This window comes from Ruminococcus bovis, assembly GCF_005601135.1.
Taxonomy (GTDB): domain Bacteria; phylum Bacillota; class Clostridia; order Oscillospirales; family Acutalibacteraceae; genus Ruminococcoides; species Ruminococcoides bovis.
The window spans coordinates 779,790-794,010 of sequence record NZ_CP039381.1; the positions used below are offsets into that span (position 1 = coordinate 779,790).

The window sequence follows — 14,221 nt, forward strand, 5'->3', positions numbered from 1 at the left end:
CCCTCTCTTAAATTTTTAATACGCTGAATTTATATATCGTTTATTTTTACTATTATTTACCATCTCATTTCTAAATCTAAAGAGATATTTAATTTATACCTATTATACAACTATTATTTGTATTATGTCAATAAAATTTATAACTTTATTAACATAATTTTATTTATTATTTAGAAAAGCTGAAACTTATTAAAGTTTCAGCTTTTTCTTTTAATCATTTGTATCAATGTCAAAGGTAACATCAAGTAGGTACTTTGACTTACCTTTATTAATTGAATGTAAGATATATTCTTTTATTTGATTGCGCTGGCTCATCATATCTTCCGGTAAAACTAAATCAAACACAAGAAGTGTGCCACTACTGCAATTAGCAATTCTAAAATCATGGATTGAAAGCCTACTGTCCTTTGACTTTAAGCACTCCATAATTTTCAGTTGCAACTTTTCTGCTTTTAAATCATCAGTAACAATAGGGTCATAGTGGACAACCATATGAATACCGAATTTCTTTAGGCATTGTCTTTCTATTCTATCTATTGTATCGTGACAAGTCATAGGGTCTTCATCCTTATCAACCTCAACATGAATTGTTGCATATCTTTTTGCCGGACCATAATCGTGAATCATTAAGTCGTGACAACCTAACACCTTGTCATATGAATTAACAAAATCAATAATTTCTTTCCTAAATTCAGGGGTAGCCTCTTCACCTAATAGTGGTGAGATTGTCTGCCTAATAAGTCCTATGCCATTATACAAAATAAACAGTGACACCAAAGCACCCATAATTCCATCTATCTGCCACTTTGTCAGTAATTCAACAACCATTGCAATAAGTACACAAGTAGTTGTTAACACATCATTTCTACTGTCTGCACTTGCTGCAAGTAATGTTGTGGAATGGATTTGTTTGCCTTTTTTATTATAAAAGAATGTCATCCATAGTTTCACAAGAATTGAAACTATAAGCACAATAATTGTGACCAAAGAAAATTTTACAGGTGTTGGAGAAATTATTTTTTCAACTGAACTTTTTGCAAGTTCAAAACCAATAACAAAAATCATTACTGCTACAGTTAAACTTGCTAAATATTCAAACCTTGCGTGGCCAAATGGGTGTTTCTTATCAGCCGGTTTTTCTGCTAACTTAAAGCCTAATAAGGTGACAATTGAACTTGCTGCATCAGAAAGGTTGTTAACACTATCAGCGATAATTGACATTGAAGAAACAAGTGTACCTACAACAAACTTACCACCGGCTAAAGCGAAGTTGCAGATTATTCCCACTATACCGGCTAACTTGCCTACCTTTGCTCTGTTTCTTTCCTCAGTACTTTCCATAAAATCATCTCATTTCATTATATAATAAAAAAGTGGGGCAGTAAAAACTGTCCCACAGAAAATTCTGTTGCCCTTTGGCCCGGTTGAATAAACAACTTGCTAGTTTATAATACATTATATGCTTAAATAGTAAAGTGATTATAACATTAATTATATAAAATTTCAAGAAAAAAGACCGATAAAAATCGGTCTTTTCTTCAAAGGGATTGATGAATATTTTACTACCAAGGTAGAATAACGATTATTTCATATAGCCTGATTTTCTAAGTGCTATTTTTAGTAAAGGTCCAACCACACCGGCAATAACACACTTGATTGCGTCAAATGGTAGGAATGGAATTACACAAGCTGCCAAAGAAGCATTTAAATCATACTTTGTAATAGCCATAAACTGAATTGTACCACAAGTGTAACAAATAACAACACCAACTGCACAAGCTAAAATACTAATAACAATTTCAAGAGCTTTGTTCTTAGTTGGGATTTTACAAATCAAACCAACAACTACTACAACAATTAGGTAAGACCAAACATAACCACCGGTAATGTTAGCATATGTAGATAGACCTGTCTGTCCACCACTAAACAGTGGTAAGAATAAACCTAATAGTAAGTAAACAACAACAGAGATTAGACCTTTTACAGGACCAAGCACTACTGCTGTAAATACTACTGCCAAAATACCAAGTGAAACCGGTACAACACCGATTGGAATAGTGATGATTGAAAAGATACAACAGATAGCTGCAAATAATGCACACACTACCATATCAAATATTTTATTGTTCTTCATAAAAAAATACCCCCTGTGTATATCACAAGGAGTATTATAACTCATAATTATAGTATTGTCAACCTTAATATTAATTATTGTTAACAATTGTTAACCTATGGGTAATTGTCAACCTAATTATAGAATTGTTCCACCACCAAGAACAACATCACCATCATAAAGTACAACTGCTTGTCCTTTACAAATTGCTCTTTGGCTTTCGTCAAAAGTAACCTTAACTTTACCGTCTTCCATTACTTTTGCAGTAGCAGGTTGTTCCTTTTGGTTGTAACGAATTCTAGCCTTACAACGGATTTCTTCCTTTGGTTCTTCAATAGATAACCAGTTAAAATCGTTAGCATAAAGTTCCTTAGAGAAAAGTTCATCATTTAGGCAAAGCACAACTTTGTTATCCTCTAAGTCCTTTTCCTTAACATACATAGGGCAAGGCAAAGCAAGACCCAAGCCTTTTCTTTGACCGATAGTATAACGGATAATACCTTTATGCTTACCAAGTACATTACCACTTGTATCTACAAAGTCACCCTCAGGATACTTTTTGCCTGTATAATCCTCAATAAATGCAGCATAGTCACCATTTGGCACAAAGCAAATGTCCTGACTATCCTTTTTATCAGCATTGATAAAGCCATTTTCTTCTGCGATTTTACGAGTTTCACTTTTTTCCATTTCACCTAATGGAAACTGAACATGAGCAAGTTGTTCTTGAGTCATATTGTAAAGAACATAACTTTGGTCCTTAGAAAGGTCAACTGCTTTCTTTAGGATATATCTGTCGCCTTTCTTCTCAATTCTTGCATAGTGACCTGTAACAACATAATCATACTGTAGCTCTTTCATACGGTGCATTAGCTTATCAAACTTTAGGTATCTGTTACAACGGATACAAGGGTTTGGAGTACCACCGTTTTCGTAAGTCTCAATAAAATCATCTATTATTTTTTCTTTAAAATCAGCTTTGAAGTTGAAAACATAATAAAGTGCACCCAGTTTATAGCAAACACTTCTTGCATCTTCAATATCAGAAAGTGAACAACAAGTTCTCTCTGTATCAATGCCGATGTCATCGTTATCATAAAGTTTCATTGTAACACCAATGATGTGATAACCTTTTTCTTTCATAATAAAAGCTGCGACGCTGGAATCAACGCCGCCACTCATTGCAATTATAGCCTTTTTCATTAGCCTAACCTTATCATTTCATCAATACATTTTTTAGCCTGTAAACGCTTTTCTTCGTCCATTGTGATCTCATCACCAAATGTACCCTTTAAGCAACCATAAACATCCATTAGTGTAGTTGCTTTCATATTAGGACAGATTAAGTCCTTTGACATTGGGTAGAACTGTTTATCAGGACAAGCATACTGTAACTCTTCAGCAATAGAAATTTCTGTACCGATAATAAATTCCTTGTCTTCACTCTGCTTAGCAAAGTTAACAATACCGGAAGTTGAACCGACATAATCAGCATGTTGTACAACATCAGGCTGACATTCAGGATGAACAAGCACCTTTGCATTTGGGTGTTTCTTCATAGCCTCAAGTAGCTTACTTTCAGAAATCTTTGCATGAGTTGGGCAACCACCGTGAAGAAGTTTAAATTCCTTTTCAGGTACTTGCTTTGCAACATAAGAACCTAGGTTACAGTCAGGAATAAACAAAATCTTGTCAGCATCAAGTTTCTTACAAATCTCAACAGCTGAAGATGATGTAACACATACATCACATATAGTTTTTAAACTTGCAGTAGTATTTATGTATGCAACTACTGCATAGTCAGGATACTGTTCCTTTACAAGAGAAATAGTTTCCTTATCCATCTGTTCTGCCATAGGACAACCGGCATCAGGGTTGCTTAGGATAACTTTCTTTTCAGGAGCAAGAATCTTTACTGTTTCTGCCATAAAACGAACACCACACATAATAACTGTTTTCTGTGGTACTTTAGCTGATTTTACTGCAAGTGCATAACTGTCACCTGTAAAATCGGCAATTTCTTTAATCTCCTGAGCCATATATGAGTGTGCAAGAATACACACATCATTTTCTTCTTTTAATTTTAAAATCTGCTTTTGAATGTCGTTAATCATAAATTCAAATCCTATCATTTTGGTGTGGATAGATTATATCAAATCCACACCATAAAGTCAAATTCAGTTGATTATTCAGGTTGTTTGTCAGCCATTAGTCTAACCATAACAGCCTTTTGAGCATGGAGTCTGTTTTCTGCTTCTTCAAAGATTTCATCAGCATGAGCTTCAAAAACATCAGCAGTAATTTCTTCACCTCTGTGAGCAGGTAGGCAATGAAGAACCATACAATCCTTGTTTGTTTTTTCCATTAGTTCAGCATTAATCTGAATACCGGCAAATGCCTTTTCACGAATAGCCTTTTCTTCTTCCTGACCCATTGATGCCCATACATCAGTATATACAACATCAGCATTTTCAGCAGCCTTTAGTGGGTCTGTTGTCATTTCAAACATACCCGGATAATTGTCTGCAAAGTCAAGAATGTTCTTTGGAGGTTCATAACCCTTAGGACAAGCAATAGCAACGCTCATACCACACTTTAAGCAACCAACAATAAGTGAGTTAGCCATATTGTTACCGTCACCGATAAATGCTAACTTAAGACCCTTTAGCTTACCCTTAAATTCACGAATTGTCATAAGGTCAGCAAGTACCTGACATGGGTGACAATAGTCTGTTAAACCGTTAATAACAGGGATTGAACCGTATTCAGCAAGTGCATCAACTTCTGCCTGAGCAAATGTACGAATCATAATACCGTCTAACATTCTTGAAAGAACTCTTGCAGTATCTTCTACAGGTTCACCTCTACCAATCTGTAAATCATTTGATGATAAGAATAGTGGGTGACCACCTAGCTGATACATACCTGTTTCAAAAGAAACTCTTGTTCTTGTTGATGACTTTTCAAAAATCATACCCAGTGTTTTACCCTTTAGGTGATGATGTTCAATACCATGCTTTAGTTCATACTTTAGCTGATCAGCAAGGTTAAGAATATCCTTAATTTCTTCTGTTGATAGACTTTCAAGTGTTAATAAATGCTTCATCCTTTATTCCTCCATTACCTTCTTTAGTATAGCAAGTGCTTCATCAATTTCTTCATACTTAATATTTAGTGGTGGCAACATTCTTAATAATGTTTTTGCAGTGATTACAAGAAGTCCGTTTTCTGTACATTTCTTTGCAATATCACCGGCATTGCCCTCAACTTCAATACCAATCATTAAGCCTTGTTGACGAACTGACTTAACACCTTTGATTTTTTCAATTTTTTCTTTAAAGTAAGCACCCTTCTTGTTGATTTCTTCAATAAATTCAGGGGTGTTTACTGTATCAATAATATAGTTAGCACCGGCACAAACAACAGGATTACTGCCAAATGTTGTACCGTGAGTTGATGGACCCATAACATCCTTTAGCTTGTCATTAACCATACAAACACCAATAGGAAGTCCACCACCAAGACCTTTTGCAGAAGTTACAACATCAGGCTTAATGCCACTGTGCATATAGCCGTAAAGTTTACCTGTACGGCAAACACCTGTCTGTACTTCATCAACAATAAGCAAAATGTCCTTTTCATCACAAATCTTTCTTACCTGTTGTAGATATTCAGAGTCAAGGATATTTACACCACCCTCACCCTGAACTGTCTCTAGCATAACAGCACAAGTTTTGTCTGTGATTGTATTCTTTAGACTTTCAATATCATTGGCAATAGCATTATCAAAGCCTTCTACAAATGGGAAGAAGTAGTTGTGGAAAACATCCTGACCTGTTGCAGACAATGTTGCAATAGTTCTGCCATGGAAACTGTTTACCAAAGTAATAATATGGTCTCTGCCTCTGCCGTACTTATCAAATGAATATTTTCTTGCAACCTTAATTGCACATTCATTTGCTTCAGCACCACTGTTGCCAAAGAATACTTTTGAAAGTCCTGTTGCCTTGGTTAGCTTTTCAGCAAGAACACCGGCAACCTTGTTGTAGTAATAGTTACTAATGTGCTGAATAGTACCGGCTTGTTCACTAACTGCCTTTACCCAACCGTCATCACAGTAACCAAGACTGTTTACACCGATACCGGAAGAAACATCAATATATTTCTTACCGTTATCGTCATAAGCATACACACCTTTACCTTTAGTTAGACAAACATCATATCTGCCGTATGTATGCATAATATTTTCATTATCTAATTCTTTAATCTTTTTATTATCCATTGTAATCAATCCTATCAATCAAATGAGAAAACATCAATGTCATCCCTCTTTGTAAAACCCATTGCTTTCCAAAAAGGTTGACCTAGTTGATTGTTTTTGTAACAGAAAATGTGAGTTTTCTTAATACCGGCTTGTTTTATTCTTTTGTCAGCCTCAGTAGCAAGGCTTCTGCCAACACCCATTCTACGGTAATCAGGGCTAACTGCCATATGATGAATAAAACCTCTTCTGCCGTCATGACCTGCAAGTACAGTAGCAATAATCTTACCGTCAACTATACCAACAAGTGACATACCCTTGTTGTGTTCAAGGTACTTGGCAATATTTTCTCTACTGTCGGCATCAGACAAGGCTCTCTTTGTTGTTACTTGCCAAAGAGCAAAAATCTCATCATAGTCTTCAATTGTCATTTCTCTAATCTGTAAATTATCCATATATATTTCCTTATTAATAGAACATTGTACCGATACCTTCATCGGAGAACAATTCAATAAGAATAGAATGTTCAATTCTACCGTCAATAATATGAGCTCTTGATACACCTTGACGAACTGCCTCAACACAACAATCAATCTTAGGTATCATACCACCACTGATGATGCCCTCTCTCTTTAGCTGACTGACTTCACTGACATTTACTACAGAGATAAGTGAGTCTTCATCATCTTTATCCTGAAGCAGTCCTCTAATATCAGTCATAAGAATAAGTTTCTTAGCACCAATCTTTGATGCAATATGGGCAGCAGCAATATCAGCATTAATGTTATACACATTACCCTTATAGTCACCGGCTACAGTAGCAATAATAGGTACATAGCCGTCATTAATAGCATCGTTAATAACTTCACTATTTACTTCTGTGATTTCACCAACATAACCTAGGTCATCACCTGTAACCATCTTTTCAGCCATAAGCATATTACTGTCAAGACCACAAAGACCAATAGCCTTGCCACCTGCATGGTTAAGGTGCTGAGTTAAGCTTTTGTTTACCTTACCGGCTAAAACTTGCTGAACAATATCCATTGTTTCTTTATCGGTAACACGCATACCGTTGATGAATTTACTTTCAATGCCAACTCTTTTTAGCATTGAAGAAATTTCAGGACCACCACCATGTACAAGAACAACATTTACACCAACAAGTTGCATTAGTACAATGTCACTCATAACAGCAGCCTTTAAATCTTCGTTAAGCATTGCATTGCCACCGTATTTTACAACAATTGTTTCACCGGCATATTTCTGAATATATGGCATTGCTTGTGTAAGCACTTTTGCTGTTAAACTACTATCCATTTCTCAAACTTCTTTCTCTATCTTATTTTTCTAAAACAATCATCTTCCCATAATAACGGATTGCTTTTTATATATTGCCACATTTTTGCTAAGTCTTTTTCACTTCGCACAATGTGGTCATAAAATGACCTTTGCCAAACAGAAAAACCAACTTCTTTAGAAACTGCACCTTTAAACTGCTTAACAACTCTTGTAATACTAGCCTTACCTTCTGTAACATCAAGCGTTGTTGAATGGTTATATCTTTGATTAGAACTAACCGTTAAAAGCATATGTATATGGTTAGGCATAATAACAAATGAACTAACAGAAATACCTTTATATATTCTTGGAATATTTAAAAGTTTTCTTTCAGCTATCCTACCATATTTACTTAAAGGTATTTTATAAGGTCGAATAATGTTATTCCCTATAAACTTACAATAAATCTCTTTTGGTTGCCAAAAATAATTTTTTCTATCCTTAGTGCATATTGTAATAAAATATACACCGGCAGTAGAATAATCATAATTTTTTAACCTTATAGATTTTCGTTTTGGAAAGTTCTTGTTTGATTTTACAGTTTCCATTTATGTTTTTGTTTTCTTTTTTCGGGCGAACAATGTTCGCCCCTACATTTTATTTTGAAAATTTTGTATTAAATTAATAAAACATTACATATACCCTTAAATTACCTAGTAACTCTGTTAAACCAACAAACCCTGTTGTAGGGTCCAACATTGTTGGACCGTTGGGTATTAGATTTACTAAAAAGCATTTGCAGATTTTTCTCTACATCATTTTAAAGGTATCTTTCGGGCGAACAATGTTCGCCCCTACATTTTATTTTGAAAATTTTGTATTAATAAAAACATCACATATACCCTTAAATTACCTAGTAACTCTGTTAAACCAACAAACCCTATTGTAGGGTCCAACATTGTTGGACCGTTGGTTTTAGCTTTTCTAAAAGTCTTTTGCAGATTTTTCTCTACTTCTTTTTAAAGGTATCTTTCGGGCGAACAATGTTCGCCCCTACATTTTATTTTGAAAATTTTGTATTAATAAAAACATCACATATACCCTTAAATTACTTAGTAACTCTGTTAAACCAACAAACCCTGTTGTAGGGTCCAACATTGTTGGACCGTTGGGTATTAGATTTACTAAAAGGTATTTGCAGATTTTTCTCTACATCATTTTAAAGGTATCTTTCGAGCGAACAATGTTCGCCCATACATTTTAAAATGTTTACAATTACATTATTTTTATATATCAGCAATCAGGTTCTATAGTCACCGTTGATTTTTACATAATCATATGTTAGGTCGCAACCATAAGCTTCGGCAAAGCCTTCACCGTCATTAAGTTCAATATCAATAGTAACAGTATCACAAACTAGGACTTTCTTTGCCTCATCTTCGTCAAAGCCAACACCGGCACCGTTCTCACAAACAAGAACTTCGCCACCTTCGCTTTTGAAAGTAACCTTAACCTTGCTAATGTCAACATCCATACCACTGTAACCGATAGCACATAGCACTCTGCCCCAGTTAGCATCTGCACCAAACATAGCAGTCTTTACAAGAGAAGAACCGATAACTGTCTTTGCAACACCTACTGCATCTTTCTTTGTTTTAGCTCCACTAACATCACAGATAAGTAGCTTTGTTGCACCCTCACCGTCTTTAGCAAGTTGCTTAGCAAGTGACTTGAAAGCCTCTGTTAAACCGGCAACAAATGTCTTATAATCTTCATTCTTAGTTGTGATTTCCTTATTACCTGCTTTACCACTGGCCATAATAGCAAGTGTATCGTTAGTAGAAGTATCACCGTCAACAGAAACCATATTGTAGCTGTCTTCTACTGCTTCCTTAAGTGCTTCTTCCAACATTTTTGAGCTGATAGCACAGTCAGTTGTAACGAAAGAAAGCATTGTACCCATATTAATATGAATCATACCACTGCCCTTAGCAATACCACCAACAGTAACAGTTTTGCCGTCAATAGTCATTTCCATTGCCATTTCTTTTTTAACTGTATCTGTTGTCATAATTGCTTCGGCACAGTCAGAGCCATTTTCGCTACTCATCATTTTCTTCATTAAATAAAGTTTCTGTTCAAATGGTTCAAGTGGTAGTGGCACACCGATAACACCTGTTGATGCAACAATAACATCATCTTCGGCAATATTAAGTGTTGATGCACAAAGTTTGCAAACATCTGATGCCTTCTTGTAACCGTCAGCGTTACAAGTATTTGCGTTACCACTGTTAGCAACAATAGCCTGTGCTTTGCCGTTTTTCAAATGTTCCTGAGTTACTAGGATAGCATCTGACTTTACAAGGTTTTTTGTATAAACAGCAGCAGCATTACACAAAGTGTCGCACTTTACCATCATAATATCTTTCTTAGTTGTGTTACCCTCTTTGATACCACCACAGATAGCTGCACCGGTAAAGCCTTGAGGAGTTGTGATAGTTCCATCAATAAATCTAAAGTCCATAAATATACCTCATTTTTTATTTATTATTACGCCTTGTAAAGAAGTATTTGTAAATATTAGAATGCAGGAGGAACGATTTCCAAACCTGTCTTTTCGTCTAAACCAAAAATAATATTCATATTCTGAATTGCTTGACCGGCAGCACCCTTAACCATATTGTCAATGGCAGCTACTGCAACAAGCAAGTTTGCTCTTTTGTCCAGGTGAAGAGAAATATCACAGAAATTACTGTACTTAACATTGTGAATATCAGCTACTTGACCATCATCAAGAAGTCTGATGAAATATTCACCTTTGTAGAAATCTTGATAAATCTTTCTTAGTTCTTCCATTGTAATGTCCTTCTTTAAAGGAGCATAACAAGTAGCAAGGATACCTCTGTTTACAGGTAGCAAATGTGGAACGAAAGTAATTGTTACCTTTTCATCAGCAAAAGAAGTAAGTGTCTGTTCAATTTCAGGAGTATGACGGTGACAAGCAACCTTATAAGGATGGAAACCTTCGTTTAGTTCAGGATAGTGATTACCCTGAGAAAGTGAACGACCTGCACCGGTAACACCACTTTTACAGTCACAAATAATACCCTTAGTGTCAATAACACCGGCATTAAGAGCAGGTACTAAAGCAAGTGGTGAACAAGTTGTGTAACAACCGGGATTTGCAATAATCTTAGCACCCTTAATCTTGTCACGATAAAATTCAGGTAAACCGTAAACTGCCATATCGTGAAGTTCCTTGTGTACATATTCACCTTTGTACCATTCTTTGTATTCTTCTTCGCTCTTTAGTCTAAAGTCAGCACCTAGGTCAATAAACACCTTGTCATTGTCATAACATTTCTTTGCAAGTTCTTGGCTTAAACCATGTGGTAAAGCAGCAAAGATAACTTCTGCTTTTTCTACAACATCATCTGCATTTTCGCAAATCATTTCGTTTATATTTACATAACTTCTATATACATCACTAATTTTCTGACCCTCAAAGCTAACTGAGCTAATAGCTACAATTTCAGCTTGTGGGTGAGTTGTAATAAGGCGAACAAGCTCTGCACCGGCATAACCTGTTGCACCAATAATTCCTACCTTAATCATAAATTAATCCTCAATCTTCTTTAGCATATCTTCTGCTTGTTTCATAACATTCTGTGGAGCAGGACCACCAAAAGATGTTCTGTCTGCAACACATTTTTCTAGGTTGATAGCCTCATAAACACCATCATCAAAAGCAGAATGTACTTTCTTGTATTCTTCCATAGGTAAATTTTCAAGGTCAGTACCAAGGTCAATACATCTTGCAACCAAAGCACCTGTAGCCTTGTAAGCATCTCTAAATGGGATACCTTTCTTAGTTAGATAATCGGCACAGTCGGTAGCATTGATAAATCCACCGGCAGCTGCACTTCTCATTTTATTCTTTAACACTGTCATAGTGTCTAGCATTGGAGTAAAGGAAATTAGGCACATTTTTACAGAATCAACTGCATCAAAAATTGCCTCTTTATCTTCTTGCATATCCTTGTTGTAAGCTAAAGCAATACCCTTCATAGCAGTAAGCAGTCCCATTGTATCACCAAATACACGACCACTCTTGCCTCTGACAAGTTCTGCAATATCAGGGTTCTTCTTCTGTGGCATAATTGATGAACCTGTTGAAAAAGCATCATCAAGTTCCACAAACTTAAATTCCCAGCTACACCACATAATCATTTCTTCGGAAAATCTTGATAGGTGTACCATAATAATTGACAAGTCACTTGCAATTTCAAGACAATAATCTCTGTCAGAAACACCGTCAAGTGAATTGTTTGTTGGAGCATCAAAACCTAAAAGTTCTGATGTCATATGTCTGTCAATAGGGTAAGTTGTACCGGCTAATGCACAAGAACCCAGTGGGTTAATGTTCATTCTCTTGCGACAATCCTGAAGTCTTGATAAATCTCTTAGGAACATTTCGCCATAAGCTAGTAAATGATGACCGAATGTAATAGGTTGTGCTCTCTGAAGATGAGTATAACCCGGCATTACTGTGTCATAATATTCCTTAGCCTTAGATGCAATAACCTTGATTAGGTCCTTTAGCAAAGAAATAATCTCTTCTACTTCGTGTCTTAAATATAGCTTAATATCAACAGCAACCTGGTCATTTCTACTTCTTGCTGTGTGAAGTCTTTTACCGTCATCACCGATTCTCTTTGTTAGTTCACCCTCAATAAATGTGTGAATATCCTCACATTCCATATCAAAGTGAAGTTCACCTGAAAGTAAATCTTCAAGAATACCTTTTAGACCTTCAACAATATGAAGTGACTCTTCTTTCTTGATAATGCCTGTTTCACCCAGCATAGTAGCATGAGCGATTGAGCCTTGTATATCTTCTCTAAACATTCTTGAGTCAAAAGAAATGGATGAGTTAAAATCGTTAGTTGTTTTAGAAAGAGATTTCTTAAATCTTCCTTGCCATAACTGCATTGCTTACACCTCTATTTTTTCGCAAAATTATAGGTATTTTTATGTAAAAATACCGAAAAGTAGGAGAAAATTCATACCCCTAGAAAATGACATAAAGTCCGTATGGGTCATACGGACTTTATAATTACAATTTAAAGAAATTTCATCAATTATTTGATGAAGCCCTTCTTAGCACGAACCTTGATTGGAAGACCGAATAGGTTGATGAAACCTGCACTGTCGTTCTGGTCATAAACTTCGTCTTCGTCAAATGTTGCAATATCTTCATCATATAGTGAATATGGAGAAGTAACACCTGCATCAATAATGTTGCCCTTGTAAAGTTTTAGCTTAACATCACCTGTAACAACTGTGTTTACCTGATCAACGAAAGCTGTTAGAGCTTCTCTTAGTGGTGTGTACCACTGACCATAATAAACTAGTTCAGCAAAACGGTTTGAAACAAGTTCCATATAGTGGAATGTATCTCTGTCAAGTGTTAGTTCTTCTAGTTTCTTGTGAGCATAGTAAAGGATTGTGCCACCTGGAGTTTCATAAACACCACGGCTCTTCATACCAACAAGACGGTTTTCAATCATATCTGTAATACCGATACCGTTAGCACCACCAACTTCGTTTAGCTTTTCAACGATAGAAACGCCGTCCATTTCAACACCGTCAATAGCAGTTGGAACACCCTTTTCAAAGTGAATTGTAATATATGTATCCTTATCAGGAGCTTGTTCAGGTGATACACCTAGTTCTAGGAAGTTAGGATCATCATACTTTGGCTCATTTGCAGGATTTTCAAGGTCAAGACCTTCGTGGCTTAAGTGCCATAGGTTCTTATCCTTTGAGTAGTTTGTTTCTCTGTTAATCTTTAGAGGAATACCCATCTTTTCTGCGTATTCAATTTCGTCTTCTCTTGACTTAAATTCCCAAGTTCTCCAAGGAGCAATAATCTTCATATCAGGAGCATAAGCCTTAATAGCAAGTTCAAAACGAACCTGGTCGTTACCCTTACCTGTACAACCGTGACAAATTGCGTCAGCACCTTCAGCCTTAGCAATTTCAACTAATCTCTTTGCGATAATAGGACGAGCAAAAGAAGTACCTAGAAGATATTTACCTTCATAAACTGCATCAGCCTTGATTGTTTCAAAAACATAATCTTCGATAAATTCTTTTGTTAAGTCTTCAATATATAGCTTACTAGCACCTGTCTTGATAGCCTTTTCTTCAAGACCGTCTAGTTCTGTACCCTGACCAACATTACCTGAAACTGCGATAACTTCACAGTTGTTGTAGTTTTCCTTTAGCCAAGGAATAATGATTGATGTATCAAGTCCGCCTGAATAAGCAAGAACAACTTTTTTAATATCTTTATCTGCCATGATAATATTTCCTTTCGTCCTCAATGAGGTTAATAATTAATTTATATTTTTATTATACACCAATTATACAGAAAATCAAGGGTTATTTGCATATTTATTCAAATTTCCAATAATTTGTAGAATTAAGACAACAAGTTTGCATATATACAGAATATTGCAGTAAAATTATACAATCACAACAAAGAATTATACAAATATATC

13 protein-coding genes are annotated in these 14,221 nt (G+C 35.6%); all 13 read right to left on the reverse strand.

Translation table 11 applies throughout. The annotated features are described in order from the left end of the window. Positions 1-210: 210 nt before the first annotated feature. The 13 genes from E5Z56_RS03780 to E5Z56_RS03840 all read right to left on the reverse strand — a co-directional run bounded on the left by E5Z56_RS03780 (position 211) and on the right by E5Z56_RS03840 (position 14,020). Positions 211-1,341 carry a cation diffusion facilitator family transporter gene (locus E5Z56_RS03780; RefSeq protein WP_138156597.1) on the reverse strand — a complete coding sequence of 377 codons (1,131 nt, stop codon included), beginning with the start codon at positions 1,339-1,341 and terminating at the stop codon, positions 211-213. Positions 1,342-1,582: 241 nt separating this feature from the next. After that, the gene (locus tag E5Z56_RS03785; RefSeq protein WP_175405365.1) at positions 1,583-2,134 is read right to left on the reverse strand and encodes a biotin transporter BioY; all 552 of its coding nucleotides are present in this window, start codon (positions 2,132-2,134) and stop codon (positions 1,583-1,585) included. A gap of 117 nt (positions 2,135-2,251) precedes the next feature. Further along, positions 2,252-3,316, reverse strand: coding sequence for a tRNA 2-thiouridine(34) synthase MnmA (gene mnmA / locus E5Z56_RS03790; RefSeq protein ID WP_138156599.1), 1,065 nt, complete (start codon positions 3,314-3,316; stop codon positions 2,252-2,254). Beyond that, entirely contained in the window at positions 3,316-4,227 is a 912-nt protein-coding gene (gene nadA, locus E5Z56_RS03795; RefSeq protein WP_138156600.1) for a quinolinate synthase NadA, read from the reverse strand. The genes mnmA and nadA overlap by 1 nt, the downstream gene beginning before the upstream one ends. A gap of 71 nt (positions 4,228-4,298) precedes the next feature. Continuing rightward, positions 4,299-5,219 (reverse strand): ornithine carbamoyltransferase, encoded by a 921-nt coding sequence (gene argF / locus E5Z56_RS03800; protein ID WP_022505265.1) that lies wholly within the window; start codon positions 5,217-5,219, stop codon positions 4,299-4,301. A 3-nt stretch (positions 5,220-5,222) separates the two neighbouring features. Then, positions 5,223-6,395, reverse strand: coding sequence for an aspartate aminotransferase family protein (locus E5Z56_RS03805; RefSeq protein ID WP_138156601.1), 1,173 nt, complete (start codon positions 6,393-6,395; stop codon positions 5,223-5,225). A gap of 14 nt (positions 6,396-6,409) precedes the next feature. After that, on the reverse strand, positions 6,410-6,829 hold the full coding sequence (locus tag E5Z56_RS03810; RefSeq protein ID WP_022505267.1) for a GNAT family N-acetyltransferase: 420 nt from the start codon (positions 6,827-6,829) through the stop codon (positions 6,410-6,412). 13 nt (positions 6,830-6,842) lie between these two features. Continuing rightward, complete coding sequence (gene argB / locus E5Z56_RS03815) at positions 6,843-7,694, reverse strand: acetylglutamate kinase (RefSeq protein ID WP_138156602.1); 852 nt, start codon at positions 7,692-7,694, stop codon at positions 6,843-6,845. A 17-nt stretch (positions 7,695-7,711) separates the two neighbouring features. Then, a complete protein-coding gene (locus E5Z56_RS03820) occupies positions 7,712-8,263 on the reverse strand; it encodes a transposase (protein WP_138156603.1) in 552 nt (183 codons plus the stop codon). Positions 8,264-8,955: 692 nt separating this feature from the next. Beyond that, positions 8,956-10,179, reverse strand: a complete 1,224-nt coding sequence (argJ, locus tag E5Z56_RS03825) for a bifunctional glutamate N-acetyltransferase/amino-acid acetyltransferase ArgJ (RefSeq protein ID WP_138156604.1) — start codon at positions 10,177-10,179, stop codon at positions 8,956-8,958. 56 nt (positions 10,180-10,235) lie between these two features. Further along, complete coding sequence (argC, locus tag E5Z56_RS03830; RefSeq protein ID WP_138156605.1) at positions 10,236-11,270, reverse strand: N-acetyl-gamma-glutamyl-phosphate reductase; 1,035 nt, start codon at positions 11,268-11,270, stop codon at positions 10,236-10,238. A gap of 3 nt (positions 11,271-11,273) precedes the next feature. Continuing rightward, positions 11,274-12,647 (reverse strand): argininosuccinate lyase, encoded by a 1,374-nt coding sequence (argH, locus tag E5Z56_RS03835; protein WP_138156606.1) that lies wholly within the window; start codon positions 12,645-12,647, stop codon positions 11,274-11,276. Positions 12,648-12,796: 149 nt separating this feature from the next. Continuing rightward, entirely contained in the window at positions 12,797-14,020 is a 1,224-nt protein-coding gene (locus tag E5Z56_RS03840) for an argininosuccinate synthase (RefSeq protein ID WP_138156607.1), read from the reverse strand. Positions 14,021-14,221: the final 201 nt, after the last annotated feature.